We start from the raw sequence: 20,707 nt of genomic DNA, 5'->3' as shown, positions 1-20,707 counted from the left end.
GACGCCGGCCCCGGCTCCCGTGCCCGCCGAACGGTGGGGCGACCCGGGGCACACGCAGCGGAGGAGCAGACATGAAGAACGGGATCCACCCGCAGTACTTCGAGACCCAGGTGACCTGCACCTGCGGCAACTCGTTCACCACGCGCAGCACGTCGAACAAGGAGATCAAGGCCGACGTCTGCAGCGCCTGCCACCCGTTCTACACGGGCAAGCAGAAGATCCTCGACACCGGTGGCCGCGTCGCGCGCTTCCAGCAGCGGTACGGCAAGAAGGCCGCCAAGTAGTCGTACCGGACGGCGCCGGTCTCCCGCGGCAGCGGGGGGCCGGCGCCGTTCGCCGTCCCGGCGCTCCCGCCGGACGGCAGGCACAGGTCGCGCGGTCCTGGAGGCTTTGAGTGTTCGAAGCGGTGCACCCCCTGCTGGCGGAGCACGCCGAGCTGGAGCGGCGGCTCGCCGACCCGGAGGTCCACGCCGACCAGGCGCGGGCGCGGGCCCTGGGGCGTCGGTACTCGGAGCTGTCCGGCGTCGTCGAGGCCCACGCCGCATGGCAGCGCGCCCGCGAGGACGCCGAGGCCGCCCGGGAGCTGGCCGCGGCCGACCCCGACTTCGCCGCCGAGCTGCCCGGGCTGGAGGCTGCCGCCGCCCGAGCGGAGGAGGTCCTGCGCCGGCAGTTGCTGCCGCGGGACCCGGACGACGCCCGGGACGTGATCCTGGAGATCAAGGCCGGGGAGGGCGGGGAGGAGTCGGCCCTCTTCGCCGCGGACCTGCTGCGGATGTACCTGCGCTACGCGGAGCGGCAGGGCTGGCAGACGGAGCTGCTCGACGCCACCGAGAGCGACCTCGGCGGCTACAAGGACGTCTCCGTGGCCGTCAAGGCCCGCAGCGGCGGGGTCTGGGCCCGGCTGAAGTACGAGGGCGGGGTGCACCGCGTGCAGCGCGTGCCCGTCACGGAGTCGCAGGGCCGCATCCACACCTCCGCCGCGGGGGTGCTCGTCCTCCCCGAGGCGGAGGACGTCGAGGTCGCCGTCGACCCGGGTGACCTGCGCATCGACGTCTTCCGCTCCTCCGGTCCGGGCGGGCAGAGCGTCAACACGACCGACTCCGCGGTGCGGATCACGCACCTGCCGACGGGCATCGTGGTGTCCTGCCAGAACGAGAAGTCCCAGCTGCAGAACCGCGAGCAGGCGCTGCGGATCCTGCGGGCGCGGCTGCACGCCGCGGCGCAGGAGGTGGCCGACGCGGAGGCGTCGCAGGCGCGGCGCTCGCAGGTGCGCACGGTGGACCGCTCCGAGCGGATCCGCACCTACAACTTCGGCGAGAACCGCATCGCCGACCACCGCACCGGCTTCAAGGCCTACAACCTCGACCAGGTGCTGGCCGGGGACCTCGACCCGGTCATCCAGTCGTGCGTGGACGCCGACGAGGCGGCCCAGCTGGCGGCCGCCACCTCCTGACCGCTCTCGCTCCGCACCTCCTGGACCCCGCTGGGCGGGGACGTTCCGCAGGCGACGCACCCGCGTCGCCCCGCGGAACGTCCCCGCCCAGCGTCGTTCTACGGGATGTTTACATCAACTACGGATTCACGTAGTTTAACCGTCGTGGACGACAAACGCTGGGAGGATGTGGAGAAGCGCCTTGCAGCGCTCGAAGCGAGGCTGGCCGACACCTCCTCGCCCCTGGCGCGCGACGAGTTCTGGGCGCTGGACGAGCTGCGCCGACGCGCGCAGGGCCGCTCGCAGGTGCTGTTCACCGGAGCCGTCGACCTGCCGACGGGGGAGTCCTACCTGTGGCAGGAGACCGTCGACGCCGGCGAGCTCCTCAGCGCCGACCTCAGCGCCGCGGCCCCCGCGCTCAGCGCGCTGGCCCACCCGGTGCGGCTGTCCCTGCTCGGCAAGGTGCTCCACGGCCGCCGCACCGTCGCGGAGCTCGCCGAGGGCCTCGGCACCACCGGGCAGCTCTACCACCACCTGCGCCAGCTCGTCGCCGCCGGCTGGCTCGAGGCCTCCGCACGCGGCACGTACGCCGTGCCCGGCGCCCGCGTCGTCCCGCTGCTCACCCTGCTCGCCACCGCCGGACTGAGGTGATCGCCGTGCCCGCCCTCCGCACCGCCCCCGCCCCCACCGCGCCGCAGCTGCGCCTCCCACCGCACCGCCCCCGCACCGCTCTGCTCGCGACCCTGACCGGGCTGCTCGCCGCGGCCGCCTGCCTCCTCGTGCTGCCGCGGCCGCCCGCGCTCTCCGACGTCTCCAGCGGCGACCCCGCCCTCGCCGACCGGCTGCGCACCGCCGCGCAGGGCGTGCCGTCGCAGGGGATCGCCGCCTCCGTGAGCGGCCCCGACGGCACCGCCACGGCCGCCGTGGGGAACGCCGACACCCGCCCCGGCCGCCGCCGGCCCATGACCGCCACGACCCCGCAGGAGATCGGCTCCGTCACCAAGTCGCTGACGGGCCTCCTCCTCGCCGACGCCGTCCGCCGCGGCGAGGTGACGCCCACCACGACCCTCGGTGAGGTCCACGCCGACAAGGACCTGCCGCCGGAACTGGCGCGCACCACCCTCGCGGAGCTGGCCACCCACCGCTCCGGCCTGCCCCGCCTGGACGAGTCCACCCTCCTGCGCGGCCTCCTCGTCGGCGTCACCCACGGCAACCCCTACGCCGGGCACACCCCCGCCTCCCTCCTGCAGGCTGCGGCCGACACCGAGCTGCGCGGCGAGCGCGGCGAGTACGCCTACTCCAACCTGGGCGCGGCCCTCCTCGGCTGGGCGCTGGCCGAGCGGGCGGGCCTGCCGTACCCGGAACTGCTGCGCACGCGGGTCCTCGAACCGCTCGGCATGCACGCGACGAGCGCGACCCCGCAGCCGCTGCCGGCCGGCCGCGCGCACCAGCGCAGCGCCAACGGGCTGCCGGCCGAGCCGTGGACGTCCGCCGGCAGCGCCCCCGCCGGGGCCGGTGTCTGGTCCACCGCGGAGGACCTCGGCCGCCTGGCCGCCGCGGTCGCCGCCGGACGTGCCCCGGGCCAGGACGCGGTGCTGCCGCGGCACCCGACGGACCAGCAGGGCATGCGGACGGGGTGGGGCTGGTACACCGCGCAGCTCGACGGCCGCGACGTCCTGCTCACCAACGGCGCGGTCGGCGGCGCCGCAGCCTCCGTCGCGGTCGACCCGGCCACCGGCCGCTCGGTGGCCGTCGTCGCCCCGTCGGTGGCGGACACCCAGACCGTGGCGCTGCGGCTGCTCGGGCTGGACGTCCCGGGCGAGCCGCGGACCGCCCGGTCCGTGCCCTGGAGGTCGCCGTTGGTGCTGGTGACGCTCGGCCTGCTGGTCGTGGCACCCCTGGGCGTCCTCCTGCCCGCCCTGCGCCGGCACGCCACCAGGGCAGCGCAGCTTCCGGACCGGTTGCGCATCGTCGGCGCCCTGCTGTCCTCGGCCGCCGTGCTCGCGGTGGTCCGGCAGGTGGGCGCCTGGCAGGTGGTGCCTCCTGCGGCCTGGTCGGCGGCGGTGGGCGTGAGCGCGGCCGGTGGCCTGCTGCTGGTGGTCCGGTGGCGCGCCGTCGGCTGGCCGCGGCGGCACCGGGCGCTGCGCTGGATCTCCGGCGGGGCCGGCGTCCTGGTGTCCGTCGCCGTCCTCGCCGCCGTCCTGCTGCACTGAACCGTGCGGGCCGCGGTGGAGGGCCGGCGGCGGACTGGCAGGCTCCTCCGGGTGAGCGCCACCGTCCCCGCCCTCCTGTCCGCCGCAGCCGAGCGCCTCGACGCGGCGGGCGTCGGCAGCGCCCGGGCGGACGCGGAGCTGCTCCTGGCCCACGCCGCGGGCGTCGAGCCTGCACGGTTGCGGGTGCTCGCCGTCCTGGGCGAACCCGTACCCGGCGACGTCGCCGAGCGCTTCGAGCGGCTGCTGGAGCAGCGCGCGGCCCGGGTGCCGCTGCAGCACCTCACCGGTCGTGCCCCGTTCCGGGGCGTCGAGCTCGCCGTGGGCCCGGGCGTGTTCGTGCCGCGGCCGGAGACGGAGGTCGTGGCGGGCCTCGCCGTGGCGGAGGCGCTGCGCTGCGGTGAGGCGCCGGTGGTGGTCGACCTCTGCGCCGGATCCGGGGCGATCGCGATCGCCGTCGCGATGGAGGTGCCCGGGGCCCGCGTGCACGCCGTGGAGCTCGACCCGATGGCGCACGCGTGGGCCGAGCGCAACGTCGCCGCGCTCGCCCCCGGGGTCGACCTGCGCCTCGGCGACGCGCACCGCGCCCTGCCCGAGCTCGACGGAGCGGTCGACGTCGTCGTGAGCAATCCGCCCTACGTGCCGCCCGGTGCCGTGCCCGTCGACCCGGAGGTGCGCGACCACGATCCGGAGCTCGCCCTGTACGGCGGGGGAGAGGACGGGCTGGAGGTGCCGCGGCGCGTCATCGCCGCCGCGGCGCGCCTGCTGCGCCCCGGGGGCTACCTCGTCTGGGAGCACGCCGAGGTGCAGGCGGAGGCGGCGGCCGCCGCGCTCGCCGGCCCGCACTGGGCCGAGGTGAGCGGACACGCCGATCTGACGGGCCGCTCCCGGGCCACGTCCGCGCGGCGCCGCTGACGCAGCTCGGCCCACCATCACGGCTCGGCGCTGGCGGAGGTGGAGGCCCGGCAGTGCCAGACTGCGGCCTGTGAAGCGACGGTTCGACTGCACCGATCCCGATGCGCGGCGGCGGGGGCTCAGCGCCGCCCACAGCGCCGTGCAGCGCGGCGAGCTGGTCGTGCTGCCCACGGACACCGTCTACGGCATCGGCGCGGACGCCTTCTCACCGGCCGCGGTCCAGAGGCTGCTCGAGGCCAAGGGCCGCGGACGTGCCATGCCACCGCCCGTGCTGGTGCCGGAGGTCCGCACCCTCGACGGGCTCGCGACGGCGGTGACGTTCGCGGTGCGGGAGCTCGTGGACGCCTTCTGGCCGGGGCCCCTGACGATCGTCTGCCGCGCGCAGCCGTCGCTGACGTGGGACCTGGGCGACACGCACGGCACGGTGGCGGTGCGGATGCCGCTGCACCCGGTGGCGCTGGAGCTGCTCAGCCGGACCGGGCCGATGGCGGTCAGCAGCGCCAACCTGTCCGGCCGGCCCGCCGCCACCACCGGCGCCGAGGCGGAGGAGCAGCTCGGCGACTCCGTCTCCGTCTACCTCGAGGCGGGTCCCGCCGAGCACGGGGAGGCCTCGACCATCGTGGACGCCACCACGGGCACGCTGCGCATCCTCCGCCTCGGCGCGCTGAGCGAGGAGCGGCTGCGCGAGGTCGTCCCCGACGGCTGGGCCGAGCCGGAGTCCGAGCCGGAGTCCGGGCCGGACGAGCCCGCCGGTGGGGCGACGACGGGGGAGCAGGAGCGGACGCGCGGAGGTGAGGACGCGGGGTGAGGGCCTACCTGCTCGTCCTCATCGTCGCCGCGGCGGTGACGTACCTCACGACGCCGCTGGTGCGCCGCTGCGCGCAGCGCGTCGGGGCGATGACCCCGGTGCGCGACCGCGACGTGCACGCGGTGCCCATCCCGCGCATGGGCGGGGTCGCGATGCTGCTGGGACTGGGGGCGGCGTTCCTCGTCGCCAGCCGGACGCCGTTCCTCGCGCGCGTCTTCGAGGCGGAGTCCGGGCCGCTGTGGGTCCTCGTCGGCGCCACCATCGTCTGTGCGGTCGGCGTGGTCGACGACATCGTGCAGCTCGACGCGGTGACGAAGCTCGCGGGGCAGGTCCTCGCGGCGGGGGTCATGGGCTGGCAGGGGATCCGCCTGCTCTCGCTGCCTGTCGGTGGCGTGACGCTGCTGTCGAGCCAGACGATGCTGCTGCTGACCGTCCTCGGCGTCGTGGTCACCATCAACGCGGTGAACTTCGTCGACGGCCTGGACGGGCTGGCCGCGGGGATCGTCGGGATCGGCGCCGTGGCGTTCTTCGGCTACTCCTACGCCCTGCAGCGGCAGGGGCCGCCGGACGACTACTCCTCCCTCGCGACGCTGGTCGCCGCCGCGACGGTCGGCTGCTGCCTGGGGTTCCTGCCGCACAACTTCAACCCGGCCCGGGTGTTCATGGGGGACAGCGGCTCGATGCTGCTGGGGCTGCTGCTGGCCTCCTCCACGATCGCCGCGACGAGCACCGTGGACCCCGAGCTGGTCTCCAGCCAGCGGATCGCCCCGGCGTTCTTCCCCCTGGTCCTGCCCATCGCCGTGCTGCTCGTCCCGCTCGGGGACATGCTGCTGGCGGTGGTGCGCCGCACCCGGGCGGGGCGGGCGTTCTGGCATCCCGACAAGCAGCATCTGCACCACCGGCTGCTGGAGCTGGGGCACTCCCACCGGGTGGCGGTGCTGGTCATGTACTCCTGGGCGGCGGCGCTGAGCTTCGGCGTGTCGGCGTCGGCGTTCCTGCCGCTGTCGACGGCCCTGCTCGTCGCCCTCGGTGCTGCGCTGGTCGTGCTGGCGCTGACGTTCCTGCCGCTGTGGTGGCGCAGTCCGGAGGCCCGCGGTTCCGCCGCCGGCTCCGGGGCAACGCGGGTGGCGACGGCCGCGGGGGTCGCTGCGTCGGGACCGCAGCGCACCGCTCCGGGGGAGTCCGCGAGTACGCAGGGCGGTGCGCCGCAGGTCGCCGAGAGGCGCTCGCCCACCCCGTGACGGGGGCCTCGGCGGGGGCGGGCGGACGTGACGAGCGCGACACCGCAGGGCCTCTGCGGGCGCGAAGCCGGGCGCTGAGCTTGTGATAGCGTTCACAAAGTAGCCGCATGGACCCGCTGCCGGGGTCTGCGGCATCGCCGACGAGCCGGAACCCCCCGACGACCCGCCGACGACGGAGAGCAGCCCAGTGAGCGACAGCGCCGCAGGTGTGCGCATGGAGGACGCCTTCGGCATCCTTCTGCGCCGGTCCGCGGTTCCGTCGATCGCTGCCGCCGCGCTCTGCGCCGTCGCTGCCGGGCTCCTGCGCGGATCGGGCAGCGTGGGCTCCGCGCTCCTCGGCTCGGCCATCGTCATCCTGTTCTTCGGTGCCCGGCTGGTCGTCATGCGGCGGACCGCGCGGGCCAACCCCCAGCTCGTCCTGGTGGTGGCCCTCGCCGTCTACACCGTCAAGATCGTCCTGCTGGGGCTCGCCATGCTGCTGCTCACCCGCGTCGCCTGGGTCGACGCCCAGGTGCTGGGCCTCGCAGTCCTCGTCACGGCCGTCGTCTGGCTCGCCGCGGAGATGCGGGGCTTCGTGCGCCTGCGCATCCCCGTCTTCGCGGCCGGCGCCGGTGGCGCCGCGCCGGACGAGTCCGGAGCCGGGGGGCGGCGTGCGTGACTGCTACCGTTCGGGCCGAGATGACCAGCGACTGGAAGCCGGGCGACACATCGCCGGAGGACGCGGGCAGGCCGCGGCTGGAGGAGTCGGTCGCCTGGAACGTCTCCGCCAACCTGCTCGCCGGGATGCTCCTCGGTGGTGGCGCCGGCTGGGGCCTCGACAGGTGGCTCGGAACGAGCTTCCTGGTCGGGATCGGCCTGATCCTGGGCATCGCCCTGACCTTGTACTACGTGTGGCTCCGGTACGGTACGCACTGATCGCCGGTCCCGCACCTCGTGGGGGCCGCGCTCTCTGCGCCGCACAGGCTCCCGCACCCATGACGACGTTCGCACGGAGGAGATGACGTGAGCCTGCGAGTGCTGGCCGCAGCGGGTGAGACCTTCGAAGCTCCCAGTGCGGAGACCTTCTGGCAGCCCCTCATCGGCAGTGGCGCCTTCGCCATCACGCGACCCGCGATCGTCTACGCCCTGTCCGTCGTGCTCATCGCGGCGGTCCTGCTCTGGGCCACCAAGAGGCTCGCGGTGGTGCCGGGCAAGCGGCAGATGACGGTCGAGGCCGTCTACGGCCTGGTCCGCAACGGCCTGGCACGCGACATCATCGGCAGCCATGACTTCCTGAAGTTCGTGCCCCTGCTCTTCTCGCTCTTCACGCTGATCCTGGTGAACAACCTGTTCGGCATCATCCCGCCGATCCAGTACCCGACGATGAGCCGCATCGCGTTCCCGCTCGCGCTGACGCTGTTCGTGTTCGTCGTCTACCACTTCGTCGGGATCAAGCGGAAGGGCCTCGGCGGCTACTTCAAGAGCATGGTCCCCGCCGGTCTCCCGACCTGGATCGTGCCGCTGGTGTTCCTGCTGGAGCTGCTGACCTTCTTCGTCACCCGCCCGGTGACCCTGGCGCTGCGGCTCTTCGGCAACATGTTCGCCGGCCACATCATCCTCGTGCTCTTCATCCTCGGCGCGGAGTACATGCTCCTGCACGGCGGCATCGCCCTGAAGCTGGTCTCCATCCCGACCTTCCTCATGGCCTTCGTCCTGACGGTGTTCGAGCTGCTGGTCGAGTTCCTCCAGGCGTACGTCTTCACGATGCTCGCCGCCACCTACATCGCCGGCTCCCTCGCCGACGAGCACTGACCCACCCGCCCCACCCTCGACGCCTTCTCCGCGCGTCGACAACGAAAGGAACAGAGCGTTGGACGGCAACCTCGCGATCGTGGGCTACGGCCTCTCCGCCATCGGCCCCGGCATCGGCATCGGCCTCATCTTCGCCGCCTACATCAACGGCGTCGCCCGTCAGCCCGAGGCCCGCGGCATGCTCCAGTCGATCGCCATCCTCGGCTTCGCCCTCGCGGAGGCGCTCGCCATCTTCGGCATCGCCCTCGCCTTCGTCTTCAGCTGACCGGCGCCCTCTCGCCAAGCCGCCCTTGAGTTCCTGAGGAGGAACCGTGCAGCACGCAGCACTCGCACTCGCTGCCTCGACGGCGGAGGTCCCGGGCAACCCCGAACTCCCGGTCCTTCCGCACACCGGCGAGCTGATCGTCGGGATCATCTTCTTCGTCATCCTCTACGCGATCGTGGCGAAGAAGGTCGTTCCGCGGCTCGAGAAGATGTTCGCCGAGCGCCGTGCGGCCATCGAGGGCAACGTCGAGAAGGCCGAGCGGGCCCAGGCCGAGGCCCAGGCCGCGCTGGAGCAGTACCGCGCGCAGCTCGCCGACGCCCGCGGTGAGGCCAACGCCATCCGCGAGGAGGCCCGCCAGCAGGGCGCGGCCATCGTCGCGGAGATGCGCCAGCAGGCGCAGGCCGAGGCCGAGCGCATCACGACCAACGCCCGCGCGCAGATCGAGGCCGAGCGGCAGCAGACCATGGTGCAGCTGCGCCAGGAGGTCGGCCGCCTCGCCACGGACCTCGCCTCGCGCATCGTCGGTGAGTCCCTGCACGACGAGGTCCGTCGCCGCGGGACGGTGGACCGCTTCCTCGCCGACCTCGAGCAGACCCCCACGGTGACCTCGCGATGAGCGAGGGCATCACCTCCGGCACCGGGCGGGTCAGCCTCGCCCGGGCCGCGGAGGTCCTCGAGCGCTGGCTCGCCGACCCGCTGGCGGACGCCGGCCGCACGGGCGAGGACCTCTTCGCGGTCACGTCCCTGCTCGACGACTCCGTCGCGCTGCGCCGCGCCCTCACCGACCCCGCCCGCCCGGCCTCCGCCAAGGCGGAGTTCGTGCGGCGGGTCTTCGGCGGGCGCGTCGGTCAGCCGGCGGTGGAGGTCACGGCCGCCCTCGCCGAGGGCCGCTGGGCCGCCGCGCGCGACATGGCCGACGCCACGGAGCGCCTCGCGGTGGTCGCGGTCGCCGCCCAGGCCGAGCGCTCCGGGCGGATCGAGACGCTGGAGGACGAGCTCTTCCGGTTCTCCCGCACCATCGGGGGCACCCCTCAGCTGCGCGACGCGCTCGCGGACCGCAGCGCCCCGGCGGCCAGCCGGGCGGAGCTCGTCTCCCGCCTGCTGGCGCACCGGGCCGCACCGGAGTCGGTCCAGCTGGCGAGGCGGGCCGCGACCGCACCGCGCGGCCTGCGCGCCGAGCGGGTCCTGGAGCGGTACCTGCAGGTCATCACCGCGCGCCGGCAGCTGCTCGTCGCGCACGTGGTGTCCTCCGTCCCGCTCACCGAGCAGCAGCACCAGCGCCTGGCCGCGGGACTGGAGCGCACGTACGGCCGCTCGGTGCGGCTCAACGTCGACGTCGACCCCCACGTCCTGGGCGGCCTGCGCGTCTCCATCGGTGACGAGGTCATCGACGGGACGGTCAGCACCCGGCTCGCGGAAGCAAAGCGCCGCCTCGCTGGTTGAACCACGAGGCGCTCCGCACGACAGCGCGCCCCGCAGCCGCCCCACCCGAGGCGGCACCATGAACAGCGCTCCACCATCCCGAACAGCGCACCACCACCAAGGAGAGCAGGGCATCACATGGCCGAGCTGACCATCCGCCCGGAGGAGATCCGGGACGCGCTCGACGCCTTCGTGGCGTCGTACGACCCCGGCACCGCCGCGCGCGAAGAGGTCGGGCGCGTCACCGAAGCCGGCGACGGCATCGCACGCGTGGAGGGCCTGCCCTCCTGCATGGCCAACGAGCTCCTGCGCTTCCAGGACGGCACGCTCGGCCTCGCCCTGAACCTCGACGTCCGCGAGATCGGTGTCGTCGTCCTCGGCGACTTCTCGACCATCGAGGAGGGCCAGGAGGTCCACCGCACCGGTGAGGTCCTGTCCGTGCCGGTGGGCGACAACTACCTCGGCCGCGTCGTGGACCCCCTGGGCAACCCGATCGACGGCAAGGGCGCGATCGAGGCCGAGACCCGCCGCGCACTGGAGCTGCAGGCCCCCACGGTCGTGCAGCGCCAGGAGGTGCGCGAGCCCCTCCAGACCGGCATCAAGGCCATCGACGCCATGATCCCGATCGGTCGCGGCCAGCGTCAGCTGATCATCGGTGACCGTCAGACCGGCAAGAGCGCCATCGCGCTGGACACGATCATCAACCAGCGCGCGAACTGGGAGTCCGGCGACCCGAAGAAGCAGGTCCGCTGCATCTACGTCGCGATCGGCCAGAAGGGCTCCACCATCGCGGGCGTCCGCCGCTCCCTCGAGGAGGCCGGCGCGATGGAGTACACGACCATCGTCGCCGCCCCGGCGTCCGACCCCGCGGGCTTCAAGTACCTGGCCCCCTACACCGGCTCGGCCATCGGCCAGCACTGGATGTACGGCGGCAAGCACGTCCTGATCGTGTTCGACGACCTGTCCAAGCAGGCCGAGGCCTACCGCGCCGTGTCGCTGCTGCTGCGCCGCCCGCCGGGCCGCGAGGCCTACCCGGGTGACGTCTTCTACCTGCACTCCCGGCTGCTGGAGCGTTGCGCGAAGCTGTCCGACGAGCTCGGCGGCGGATCCATGACGGGGCTTCCCTTCATCGAGACCAAGGGCAACGACGTCTCCGCGTACATCCCCACCAACGTCATCTCCATCACGGACGGGCAGATCTTCCTGCAGTCCGACCTCTTCAACGCCAACCAGCGCCCCGCGATCGACGTCGGCATCTCGGTGTCCCGCGTCGGTGGTGCCGCGCAGATCAAGGCGATGAAGGCCGTCTCCGGGACGCTGAAGATCGACCTGGCGCAGTACCGCTCCATGGAGGCGTTCGCGATGTTCGCCTCCGACCTCGACGCGGCCTCCCGCCGCCAGCTCGAGCGCGGTGCCCGCCTGGTGGAGCTGCTCAAGCAGCCGCAGTACTCGCCCTACCCCGTCGAGGAGCAGGTCGTCTCCGTCTGGATGGGCACCACCGGTGGCCTCGACGACGTCCCCGTCAACCAGGTCCTGCGCTTCGAGCGCGAGTTCCTGGACCACCTGCGCCGCCAGCACGGCGGGATCCTGCAGGGGATCCGCGAGTCGAAGGTCCTCGACGACGACAACAAGGCGGCGCTGAGCCAGGCGCTGAAGGCCTTCCGGCCGCAGTTCGGCGGCGACAGCGCCCCGGTCCCGCAGGAGCAGGAGCAGGGCCGCGTCGACGCGGACGACGTCCAGCAGGAGCGGATCACCACCGCCAAGCGCGGTGGCGCGCACGCCGCCAAGTGACGATCGTCCGGACGAGGCAGGAGGGCTAGGAGATGGCAGGCCAGCTGCGCGCCTACCGGCGGCAGATCCGCTCGGTGCAGGCGACCAAGAAGATCACTCGCGCGATGGAGCTCATCGCGGCGTCGCGGATCGTCAAGGCCCAGGCGGCGGTCCGGGCGTCCTCGCCCTACGCCCGTGCCCTGACCCGCGCGGTGTCGGCCGCGGCGGCGAACAGCACCCTCGACCACCCGCTCGTCACCGAGAAGCCCAACGTGCGGCGCGCGGCGCTGGTCCTGCTGACCAGCGACCGCGGCCTCGCGGGGGCGTACTCCTCCAACGTGCTCAAGGAGGGGGAGCGGCTCGCCGCGACGCTGCGCGAGGAGGGCAAGGAGGTCCTGCCCTACCTCGTGGGTCGCAAGGCCGCGGCGTTCTACCGCTTCCGGCGCCGCGACATCACCGCGGAGTGGGCGGGCTTCACCGACAAGCCGGCGTTCGAGAACGCCAAGGAGATCGGTGACCGCCTCGTCGCCGACTTCGCCACGGACGAGGCGGAGGGCGGTGTCGACGAGATCCACGTCGTCTACACGCACTTCGTCAACATGGTGACCCAGGAGCCGCGGGTCATCCGCCTGGCGCCGCTGGAGGTCGTGGAGGGGGTGGAGGCGCCCGGCGACGGAGACCTCGCGCCGCTCTACACGTTCGAGCCCAGCGCCGAGGACGTCCTCGACCAGCTCCTGCCGCAGTACGTCACCAGCCGCATCTTCAACTGCCTCCTGCTGGCGGCGGCGTCCGAGCTGGCCGCCCGGCAGCGGGCGATGAAGAGCGCCACCGACAACGCGGAGGAGCTCGTCAAGAACTTGACGCGCCTCGCCAACAACGCGCGGCAGTCGGAGATCACCCAGGAGATCACCGAGATCGTCGGCGGCGCCGACGCGCTCGCCTCTGCCGGCTCCGCGCACTGACGCACCGCGCACCCCAGACGACGACCATCCAGATGATCACCACCGAGGAGCGATCATGACCGCTACCGCCACCGAAGCGACGAGCACCACCGGAGGTGGCGCGACCGGCCGCATCGCCCGCGTCATCGGACCGGTCGTGGACGTCGAGTTCTCCCCCGAGTCCATGCCGGACATGAACAACGCCCTGCACGTCGACGTGACGCTGGGCGGGCAGACGGCCACGATCACGCTCGAGGTGGCCTCCCACCTCGGCGAGAACATGGTCCGCGCCATCTCCATGAAGCCGACCGACGGCATGGTCCGCGGCGCCCCCGTCCGCGACACCGGCGCCCCGATCTCGGTGCCCGTCGGCGACGTCACCAAGGGCCGCGTGTTCAACGCCATCGGCGAGTGCCTCAACCTCGAGCCGGGCGAGAAGCTCGAGGTCACCGAGCGCTGGCCGATCCACCGCAAGGCGCCCAGCTTCGACCAGCTCGAGTCGAAGACCGAGATGTTCGAGACCGGCATCAAGGTCATCGACCTGCTCACCCCCTACGTCCTCGGCGGCAAGATCGGCCTCTTCGGTGGTGCGGGCGTCGGCAAGACGGTCCTCATCCAGGAGATGATCCAGCGCGTCGCCCAGGACCACGGCGGTGTGTCGGTGTTCGCCGGCGTCGGTGAGCGCACGCGTGAGGGCAACGACCTCATCGGTGAGATGGCGGAGGCGGGCGTCTTCGACAAGACCGCCCTCGTCTTCGGGCAGATGGACGAGCCGCCGGGCACCCGCCTGCGCGTGGCGCTGTCGGCGCTGACGATGGCGGAGTACTTCCGCGACGTGCAGAAGCAGGACGTGCTCCTGTTCATCGACAACATCTTCCGCTTCACCCAGGCCGGTTCCGAGGTGTCGACCCTGCTCGGCCGCATGCCCTCCGCCGTGGGCTACCAGCCGACGCTGGCCGACGAGATGGGCGTCCTGCAGGAGCGCATCACCTCCACCCGGGGCCACTCGATCACCTCGCTGCAGGCGATCTACGTCCCCGCGGACGACTACACCGACCCGGCGCCGGCGACGACGTTCGCGCACCTCGACGCCACCACGGAGCTCTCCCGCGAGATCGCCTCGCGCGGTCTCTACCCCGCGGTGGACCCGCTGGCGTCGACCTCGCGCATCTTGGACCCGCTGTACATCAGCCAGGACCACTACAACACCGCGGTGCGCGTGAAGCAGATCCTGCAGCGCAACAAGGAGCTGCAGGACATCATCGCCATCCTCGGTGTCGACGAGCTGTCGGAGGAGGACAAGCTGACGGTGAGCCGCGCGCGGCGCATCCAGCAGTTCCTCTCGCAGAACACCTACATGGCGGAGAAGTTCACCAGCGTCCCCGGCTCGACGGTTCCGCTGCGCGACACCATCGAGGGCTTCTCCAAGATCTGCGACGGCGAGCTGGACCACATCGCGGAGCAGGCGTTCTTCAACGTCGGTGGCCTCGAGGACGTGGAGCGCAACTGGGCCCGCATCCAGAAGGAGACCGGCGGCCACTGAGGCCGAGCCTCTCAGGGGCGGCCCGCACGAACCGTGCGGGCCGCCCCGGCACGACCGTGGGCGGTCGACGACCGCCTACGATGCACGAACGACGACGGAGGAGGAACGCGTGGCTCTGCAGGTCGAGCTGGTCGCCGCCGACCGGCAGGTCTGGTCTGGCGAGGCGACGATGGTGCGCGCCCGCACCGCCGATGGCGAGATCGGGATCATGGCGGGGCACGAGCCGCTGCTCGCCATCCTCGGCAGTGGTGAGGTGGTCATCACCGCCGGCGGCAACGGCATCACCGCGCACGTGGACGGTGGTTTCCTCTCCGTCGACCACGACACGGTCACGCTCGTGGCCGAGAGCGTCCAGGTCGGCGGCGGGTCCCCGGCCACGCAGTCCGGGCACTGACCTCGCGCCTGTGGAGCACCTGCTGCTCCCCTTGGAGATCCTCGGGGGCCTCATCCTCCTGAGCGTCCTGTCGCTCGTGGTGGTGGTCCTCAGGCGTCGTGCCCTGGTCGGGCGCATCGGGACGTTCGACTGCTCCGTCCGCACGATCGGCCGCAGCGGGCGGCACTGGGCGCTGGGAGTGGCTCGCTACGAGGTCGACCGCCTCGACTGGTACCGGATGTTCTCGTTCTCCGTCCGCCCCTCGTGCAGCTTCGCGCGGGGGGCGCTCGACGTGGTGGGGCGGCGCGAGCCCGTGGGCGGTGAGGCACTGGCGGTCCAGCCGGGGGCCATCGTCGTGGAGTGCCGCCACCGCGGGGACGACCTCGAGATGGCGATGAGCCGGGACGCCTACACGGGCTTCGCCTCGTGGCTCGAATCCGCTCCGCCCGGACAGAACACCAACGTCGCCTGACCCGCGTCGCGCCCACGGGCGCCCGTTGCACCCGCGCGCCCGCCCGTGACGACGGCGCCGACCCGCGGTGCCGTCCTCAGCCCGTCGGGCCGCGCAGCAGCTGACGCGCCCGTGGCGCGTCCTCGGGGAAGACCATCAGGCGCGGCCCGTCGGTCGTGGGGACCAGCGTGGCCCGGATGCCCGCGTCCTCCAGCCGCCCTCGCAGCACCTCCGCCTCCGCCGGCCCGGGTGGTGCTGCGACCACCTCCAGCAACCCGTACTCGCCCTCACGGCCCCGCGACGGCCTGCGCTGCACGAGGGAGGAGCCTGAGGAGAACCCCCAGCGCAGCAGCAGTGCCAGGACGGCGACGACGGCCAGAGCCACGACGGGTCCGAAGAGGTAGTGGTATCCGCCCCAGGGCACGGACACAGTGTGCGCCCCACCCCCTGAGCGGGCCCGCCCATCGCCGGGACCGGCGTGGCAGCAGGTCACCGATCCACAACGCTCGGCACATTTCGTGACACAGCGGTGGCAGATGATGGCAGTCTGTGCCCACGGCGCAACGGTGCGCCCGGAGCAGTCGGCGAGAAGTCGCTGAGGAGGTGCAACCGGCGGGCCGTCAGCAGCGTCACAGGGAGTACGGCTCCGCGCCGGCAGGTGCGGGGACCGCACGTCAGGACAGGTCGCAACAGCACTCGCCGGCTCAGGCCGGCTTCCTCGGGGGAGGACTGCATGGCGATGCAGATCGCTGCACGGACCGCGGACCTGCGTGTCGACGTCGTCGAGCGCGGGTACGTGGTGGAAGAAGAACCAGGACGTCTCGTCCGGCTGCGCGGGCGCCTGGACGTCCATTCGGTCCCGGACATCCGGGCGGTGCTGCACCGCGCGGTCGACGGCGGGACGGGAGACCTCCACGCCGATCTCGACGGCACGCACATCGCGGACGCCACGGGCCTCGGCGTGCTCGTCGGGGCGCACCGCCGCGCCCAGCGCAGGGGCAGGCGCCTGGTGCTGGAGGACGTCCCCGGGCCGGTGCTCCGGCTGCTGCGGGTGACGAAGCTGCACCGGGTGCTGCCTCTGTCGCCGGCCTCGGCGGCGCAGGTCCGGATGCTGCCGACGCGGGAGCTGCTTCAGAACAACCGGGACGTGCCGTCGTCCATGCCGCGCAGGGCGTCGTAGTCCAGGGTCAGGCAGCGGATCCCGCGATCGGTCGCGAGGACCCGTGCCTGCGGCTTGATCTCCTGAGCGGCGAACACCCCGGTGACCGGGCTCAGGAGCGGGTCGCGGTTGAGCAGCTCCAGGTAGCGGGTCAGCTGCTCCACGCCGTCGATCTCACCGCGGCGCTTGATCTCGACGGCGACGCTGCCGCCGTCGGGCCCCTTGGCGAGGATGTCGACGGGCCCGATGGCGGTCGGGAACTCCCGGCGGACCAGCTGGTAGCCCTCGCCGAGCGTGGTGATGTGCTCGGCCAGCAGGGCCTGCAGGTGCGCCTCCACGCCGTCCTTGACGAGGCCGGGGTCGACCCCCAGCTCGTGGCTGGAGTCGTGCAGGACCTCGTGCACGGAGACGATCAGCCGGTCGTCGGTCTTGGCGTGCTGCACCGTCCACGTCTCCACCACGCCGCCGTCCCCGCCCGGCGCCACGGTGAGCCGGCACGGCGGGCTCATCCAGTTCAGCGGCTTGTAGGAGCCGCCGTCGGAGTGCACGAGCACGCTGCCGTCCGCCTTCACCAGGAGCAGGCGCGTGGCGAGGGGCAGGTGGGCGCTGAGGCGGCCGGCGTAGTCGACGGAGCAGCGGGCGATGACGAGGCGCACGGGCAGGAGGGTAGTTGCCCGCGCCCAGCAGCCCGAATCCTCGCCCTCCGTGAACTGATTGACACGCTGGGTGCAAGTTCTGGATCGATCCTGCCGAACGTGTAACGGAACGGGCCCCCGCGACGTCTACACATCGGACCGGGTGCAGCCTCGGTGGTGTGGAGGGGACACCGCCGCGGCTAGTGCCCGGTGACGCTGTCGAGCAAGCGCAGTGTCCCCGACGCCGGACGCGGCGCCATCGCCCTCGTGGCGGGGGCGCCGCGCCCGGGCGCCACCGTGCGGGAGGATCGAGGCGTGCCGCGCGCCAACCGCCGACGACCCGAGAGCCGCCGGGGTTCCCCGGCACCCGTGGGGATGCAGCGGGTCGAGAGCGGGCCCGACGGTGACTGGGTGGTGCGGGCCGTCACCGGCGCCGCCTCCGCCAAGACCTACCGCTGTCCCGGCTGCGCGCAGTCCATCCCGGCCGGGCAGGCCCACGTCGTCGCCTGGCCCCTGGAGGGGACCTTCAGCCGGGCCGCGGGCATGGAGGAGCGCCGCCACTGGCACGGGGGCTGCTGGCGGGCCCGGGGCAGCCGGCGCTGACCCCTCCACCCGCCCACCCGCCGCGGCGCCGTCCCCGACGGTCGGTACGGTCCCTGCTGTGAGCTCCCCCCGTCTGCACGACCCCGCGGTGCGCGGCTTCGCCAGCGACAACGCCGCCGGCGCCCACCCCGAGGTCCTCGACGCGCTGCGCGCCGCCAACGACGGGCACGTCGGCAGCTACGGCGGGGACCCCTACACCGCCGCGCTCGCCGGCGTGGTGCGCCGCCACTTCGGCGAGGCCGCCGAGGTCCACCCCGTGCTCAGCGGGACCGGTGCGAACGTCGTCGCGCTGCAGGCGCTGACCCGGCGCTGGGAGTCCGTGGTCTGCGCCAGGGGCGCCCACGTCGACGACGACGAGGGCGGTGCCCCCGAGCACGTCGGCGGCATGAAGCTGCTCACGCTGCCCGCCGCCGACGGGAAGGTGACCCCCGACGCCCTCGAGGCGGCGGTGCGCCGCTCGCAGACGCCGATGCGCGCACCCGCCGGGGCGCTCTCGCTCACGCAGAGCACCGAGGTCGGGACGTGCTACACCCCCGAGGAGACCGCGGCCCTCACCCGCCGCGCCCACGACCTCGGCCTGCGGGTCCACCTCGACGGAGCCCGCCTCGCCAACGCCGCCGCCGCTCTCGGCACCGACCTGCGCGCCCTGACGACGGACGCCGGGGTCGACGCCGTCTCCCTCGGCGCCACGAAGAACGGCGCCCTGCTCGCCGACGCCGTCGTCGTCTGCGCCCCGGACGCCGCCGAGGGCGTGGAACGGCTGCGCAAGCAGTCCCTGCAGCTCGCCTCCAAGATGCGCTTCGTCTCGGCGCAGCTCCTGGCGCTGCTGGCGGACGACCTGTGGCTGCGCAGCGCCCGCCACGCCAACGCGATGGCCGCCCGCCTCGCCGACGCCGTCCGTGAGGTCCCCGGCGTGGAGATCAGCCGGCCCGTGCAGGTCAACGCCGTCTTCGCCGCGCTGCCCGAGCCCGCCCGTCGCCGGCTGCAGGAGCGCTTCGCCTTCCACGTCTGGGACGAGCCCAGCGGCGAGGTGCGGTGGATGACCGCTTTCGACACCACGGCCGAGGACGTCGACACCTTCGCCGCGGCCGTCGCCGAGGAGGTCCGCCGCGACCTCGCGCCGGGCGCGACGCGGGGGGCGGGCGCATGAGCGGGCAGCAGGGCGCCGAGCCCCAGGAGGTGCGCGCCGCGACCGTCCTGCCCGCCCGGCGCCGCGACATCGAGCTGCACACCGCCGACGGGCTGACCCTCGTGGGTGAGCTCGCCCTGCCCGCGGAGCGCGACCCCGTCGCGACGCTCGTGACGCTGCACCCCCTGCCCACCGCGGGCGGCTTCATGGACAGCCACGTGCTGCGCAAGGCCTCCTACCGGCTGCCCGCGATGGCCGACCTCGCCGTGCTGCGCTTCAACACCCGCGGCACCGAGAGCCCGCGCGGGCGCAGCGAGGGGGAGTTCGACGCCGGGGGCGCCGAGCGCTACGACGTCGCCGCCGCCCTGGAGTTCGCCGAGTTCGAGGGGCTGCCGAGGGTGTGGCTGCTCGGCTGGTCCTTCGGCACGGACCTCGCCCTCGTCCACGGCCTCGACCCGCTCGTCGAGGGCCTCCTCCTGCTCTCGCCCCCGCTGCGCTGGTCGCAGCCGGAGCACCTGAGGGCGTGGGCGGCCTCCGGCAGGCCCGTGACGGCGCTCGTGCCGGAGTTCGACGACTTCCTCCGCCCGGACGAGGCGCGGCGCCGCTTCGCCGAGCTCCCGCAGGCCGAGGTGATCGGCGTGGAGGGCGCCAAGCACCTCTGGGTGGGGGAGCCGGCCGTGCGCAGGGTGCTCGACGAGGTCGTGGCCCGGGTCAACCCCCCGGCCGCGCCCCTGCCCACGGCCTGGCCGCCCGCCCCCTGAGGCGGGCGGCTCCCCGGGGCCCGGCCGAGGGACGAGGCCCGGATCAGGCCTGGGCGTGCTCCTCGTCGGCAGCGGCGCCCCCCGGCTGCGGGGGCACGTCGAGGGCCTGCGCCCGCCCACCGCGGGAGGCCTCGTCGGTGCCCGCCGTCGCCGGGCCCAGCAGGCCGCGCAGGTCGTCGAGCTGCCCGGTGATCTCGTCGCGCTGCCGCATGAGCCCGTCGATCTCGGCCTGCGCGCTCTCGCGGGTGGCCGTGGCCTGGGCGCGGGCCGTCTCCACCATGGCCTCGGCACGCTGGCGGGCCTCCTGCAGCACGGCGTCGGCCTCGCGGCGGGCGTTCTCGACGCGCAGGGCGGCCTCGGCCAGCGTCTGCTGCCGGATCGACTCGGCCTCGTCGAGGGCGTGGGTGGCGCGCTCCTCGGCCTCCGCCGCCCGCTGCTCCGCCTCCGCGATGCGCGCGGCGGTCTTGGCGGCGGCGACCGCGTGCCGCTGCCGGTCCTCCTCCGCGGCGCGCTCGCGGCGCTGGGCGATCTCCAGCTCCATGCGGCGCCCCTCGGCCTCGGCCTCGCTGCGCATCTGCAGAACCTCCCGCTCGGTGGCGGCGCGCAGCGTGGCGGCCTCCCGCTCGGTGCCGGCCCGCAGCTCCGCGGCCTCGTGCTCGGCGGTGGCGCGCAACTGCTCGGCCGCGCGGCGGGCCGCGGCCACCAGCTCCTCCGCCCGCTGCTGGGCGGACTCCACGACGTGCTGCGCCTCCGCGCGGGCCCGGCCGATGAGCTCCTCGGCGTCGCGGGCGGCGGCGCCCGTGCGGCGCCGGGCCTCCTCGGCGGCCTGCCGGCGCTCCTCGGCGGCCTCGGCGCGGGCTTCCTCGCGCAGCCGGTCGGCGTCGCGGCGGGCCGAGCGCAGCATCTCCCCGGACTGGTCCTCGGCCAGCCGCAGCAGCTTCTCCACCCGGGCTCCGAGGCCGGCGTAGCTGGGCCGCTCGTTCTCCCGCAGCTCCTGGCGGGCCTGGCTGAGCTCGGCGGCCAGCCGCAGCGCGCGGGCGTCGGCCTCCTCCACCCGGGCGCGGGCCTCCTGCAGGGCCTCGTCGAGGGCGTCGATGCGCTGGTCGACCTGGTGGCGGTCGTAGCCGCGGACGACGACGTTGAAGGCGTCGTGGAACTCCGAGGACACGGAGACCTCCGGGAGGGGAGCGGGTGGAACCACCGGCGTCGGCGGCAGCTCAGAGGGTAGTCGGGCCGGGCCCGCTGCGCGCCCGAGCGG

Annotated in this window: 25 protein-coding genes; 22 read left to right on the top strand and 3 right to left on the bottom strand. The window is 73.8% G+C overall.

The annotated features are described in order from the left end of the window. The first annotated feature begins 71 nt into the window (after nt 1–71). The 18 genes from rpmE to CLV92_RS01760 all read left to right on the top strand — a co-directional run bounded on the left by rpmE (nt 72) and on the right by CLV92_RS01760 (nt 15,183). Nucleotides 72–284 (top strand): 50S ribosomal protein L31, encoded by a 213-nt coding sequence (gene rpmE / locus CLV92_RS01845; RefSeq protein WP_104431043.1) that lies wholly within the window; start codon nt 72–74, stop codon nt 282–284. A gap of 110 nt (nt 285–394) precedes the next feature. After that, nucleotides 395–1,453 (top strand): peptide chain release factor 1, encoded by a 1,059-nt coding sequence (gene prfA / locus CLV92_RS01840; RefSeq protein ID WP_104431042.1) that lies wholly within the window; start codon nt 395–397, stop codon nt 1,451–1,453. A 144-nt stretch (nt 1,454–1,597) separates the two neighbouring features. After that, nucleotides 1,598–2,083, top strand: coding sequence for an ArsR/SmtB family transcription factor (locus tag CLV92_RS01835; RefSeq protein WP_211290763.1), 486 nt, complete (start codon nt 1,598–1,600; stop codon nt 2,081–2,083). Between the two features lie 5 nt (nt 2,084–2,088). Beyond that, nucleotides 2,089–3,645, top strand: a complete 1,557-nt coding sequence (locus tag CLV92_RS01830) for a serine hydrolase domain-containing protein (RefSeq protein WP_158257094.1) — start codon at nt 2,089–2,091, stop codon at nt 3,643–3,645. A gap of 51 nt (nt 3,646–3,696) precedes the next feature. After that, on the top strand, nt 3,697–4,557 hold the full coding sequence (gene prmC / locus CLV92_RS01825; RefSeq protein ID WP_104431039.1) for a peptide chain release factor N(5)-glutamine methyltransferase: 861 nt from the start codon (nt 3,697–3,699) through the stop codon (nt 4,555–4,557). Nucleotides 4,558–4,627: 70 nt separating this feature from the next. Further along, nucleotides 4,628–5,365, top strand: coding sequence for an L-threonylcarbamoyladenylate synthase (locus CLV92_RS01820; protein WP_104431038.1), 738 nt, complete (start codon nt 4,628–4,630; stop codon nt 5,363–5,365). After that, complete coding sequence (locus CLV92_RS01815; RefSeq protein WP_104431037.1) at nt 5,362–6,606, top strand: glycosyltransferase family 4 protein; 1,245 nt, start codon at nt 5,362–5,364, stop codon at nt 6,604–6,606. Before CLV92_RS01820 ends, CLV92_RS01815 begins: the two co-directional genes overlap by 4 nt. A gap of 187 nt (nt 6,607–6,793) precedes the next feature. Next, nucleotides 6,794–7,264 carry a Cg1360 family ATP-synthase-associated protein gene (locus tag CLV92_RS01810; protein WP_146099374.1) on the top strand — a complete coding sequence of 157 codons (471 nt, stop codon included), beginning with the start codon at nt 6,794–6,796 and terminating at the stop codon, nt 7,262–7,264. A gap of 20 nt (nt 7,265–7,284) precedes the next feature. Then, nucleotides 7,285–7,521: an AtpZ/AtpI family protein gene (locus CLV92_RS01805; protein WP_104431283.1), complete on the top strand. Its 237-nt coding sequence runs from the start codon at nt 7,285–7,287 to the stop codon at nt 7,519–7,521. Between the two features lie 87 nt (nt 7,522–7,608). Then, the gene (gene atpB / locus CLV92_RS01800; RefSeq protein WP_104431035.1) at nt 7,609–8,397 is read left to right on the top strand and encodes a F0F1 ATP synthase subunit A; all 789 of its coding nucleotides are present in this window, start codon (nt 7,609–7,611) and stop codon (nt 8,395–8,397) included. 58 nt (nt 8,398–8,455) lie between these two features. After that, entirely contained in the window at nt 8,456–8,662 is a 207-nt protein-coding gene (gene atpE / locus CLV92_RS01795; RefSeq protein ID WP_104431034.1) for an ATP synthase F0 subunit C, read from the top strand. A gap of 46 nt (nt 8,663–8,708) precedes the next feature. Beyond that, complete coding sequence (locus CLV92_RS01790) at nt 8,709–9,278, top strand: F0F1 ATP synthase subunit B (RefSeq protein WP_104431033.1); 570 nt, start codon at nt 8,709–8,711, stop codon at nt 9,276–9,278. Next, on the top strand, nt 9,275–10,105 hold the full coding sequence (locus CLV92_RS01785; protein WP_104431032.1) for a F0F1 ATP synthase subunit delta: 831 nt from the start codon (nt 9,275–9,277) through the stop codon (nt 10,103–10,105). Before CLV92_RS01790 ends, CLV92_RS01785 begins: the two co-directional genes overlap by 4 nt. A 117-nt stretch (nt 10,106–10,222) precedes the next feature. Continuing rightward, entirely contained in the window at nt 10,223–11,875 is a 1,653-nt protein-coding gene (atpA, locus tag CLV92_RS01780) for a F0F1 ATP synthase subunit alpha (protein ID WP_104431031.1), read from the top strand. A 32-nt stretch (nt 11,876–11,907) separates the two neighbouring features. Continuing rightward, nucleotides 11,908–12,816 carry a F0F1 ATP synthase subunit gamma gene (locus tag CLV92_RS01775; protein ID WP_104431030.1) on the top strand — a complete coding sequence of 303 codons (909 nt, stop codon included), beginning with the start codon at nt 11,908–11,910 and terminating at the stop codon, nt 12,814–12,816. Between the two features lie 55 nt (nt 12,817–12,871). Beyond that, a complete protein-coding gene (atpD, locus tag CLV92_RS01770) occupies nt 12,872–14,338 on the top strand; it encodes a F0F1 ATP synthase subunit beta (protein WP_104431029.1) in 1,467 nt (488 codons plus the stop codon). Nucleotides 14,339–14,447: 109 nt separating this feature from the next. Continuing rightward, a complete protein-coding gene (locus CLV92_RS01765; protein WP_104431028.1) occupies nt 14,448–14,732 on the top strand; it encodes a F0F1 ATP synthase subunit epsilon in 285 nt (94 codons plus the stop codon). A gap of 10 nt (nt 14,733–14,742) precedes the next feature. Beyond that, nucleotides 14,743–15,183 (top strand): DUF2550 domain-containing protein, encoded by a 441-nt coding sequence (locus tag CLV92_RS01760; RefSeq protein WP_211290762.1) that lies wholly within the window; start codon nt 14,743–14,745, stop codon nt 15,181–15,183. 76 nt (nt 15,184–15,259) lie between these two features. On the opposite strand, the gene CLV92_RS01755 is transcribed toward CLV92_RS01760, so the two are convergent. Then, entirely contained in the window at nt 15,260–15,586 is a 327-nt protein-coding gene (locus CLV92_RS01755) for a putative signal transducing protein (protein ID WP_104431281.1), read from the bottom strand. A gap of 372 nt (nt 15,587–15,958) precedes the next feature. Here CLV92_RS01755 and CLV92_RS01750 point away from each other — a divergent pair, with 372 nt between their 5' ends. Next, nucleotides 15,959–16,342, top strand: coding sequence for an STAS domain-containing protein (locus tag CLV92_RS01750; protein WP_342762177.1), 384 nt, complete (start codon nt 15,959–15,961; stop codon nt 16,340–16,342). On the opposite strand, the gene nucS is transcribed toward CLV92_RS01750, so the two are convergent. Further along, nucleotides 16,294–16,977 carry an endonuclease NucS gene (nucS, locus tag CLV92_RS01745; protein ID WP_104431027.1) on the bottom strand — a complete coding sequence of 228 codons (684 nt, stop codon included), beginning with the start codon at nt 16,975–16,977 and terminating at the stop codon, nt 16,294–16,296. The two genes, CLV92_RS01750 and nucS, sit on opposite strands and share 49 nt — an antisense overlap. Nucleotides 16,978–17,271: 294 nt before the next feature. Between nucS and CLV92_RS01740 the strand changes: the two genes are divergently transcribed. From CLV92_RS01740 to CLV92_RS01730, 3 genes are read left to right on the top strand one after another with little or no spacing between them, the layout of a single operon-like run. Continuing rightward, nucleotides 17,272–17,559, top strand: coding sequence for a hypothetical protein (locus CLV92_RS01740; RefSeq protein ID WP_104431279.1), 288 nt, complete (start codon nt 17,272–17,274; stop codon nt 17,557–17,559). Nucleotides 17,560–17,617: 58 nt separating this feature from the next. After that, the gene (locus CLV92_RS01735) at nt 17,618–18,709 is read left to right on the top strand and encodes a threonine aldolase family protein (RefSeq protein WP_104431026.1); all 1,092 of its coding nucleotides are present in this window, start codon (nt 17,618–17,620) and stop codon (nt 18,707–18,709) included. Further along, on the top strand, nt 18,706–19,449 hold the full coding sequence (locus CLV92_RS01730) for an alpha/beta hydrolase (RefSeq protein ID WP_104431025.1): 744 nt from the start codon (nt 18,706–18,708) through the stop codon (nt 19,447–19,449). The genes CLV92_RS01735 and CLV92_RS01730 overlap by 4 nt, the downstream gene beginning before the upstream one ends. A 43-nt stretch (nt 19,450–19,492) precedes the next feature. Here CLV92_RS01730 and CLV92_RS01725 read toward each other — a convergent pair whose 3' ends face one another. Continuing rightward, entirely contained in the window at nt 19,493–20,617 is a 1,125-nt protein-coding gene (locus CLV92_RS01725) for a coiled-coil domain-containing protein (RefSeq protein ID WP_104431024.1), read from the bottom strand. Between the last annotated feature and the right edge of the window lie 90 nt (nt 20,618–20,707).

It is taken from the genome of Kineococcus xinjiangensis (genome assembly GCF_002934625.1).
Classification (GTDB): domain Bacteria; phylum Actinomycetota; class Actinomycetes; order Actinomycetales; family Kineococcaceae; genus Kineococcus_A; species Kineococcus_A xinjiangensis.
This window is presented reverse-complemented; position numbering and strand designations above follow the sequence as displayed.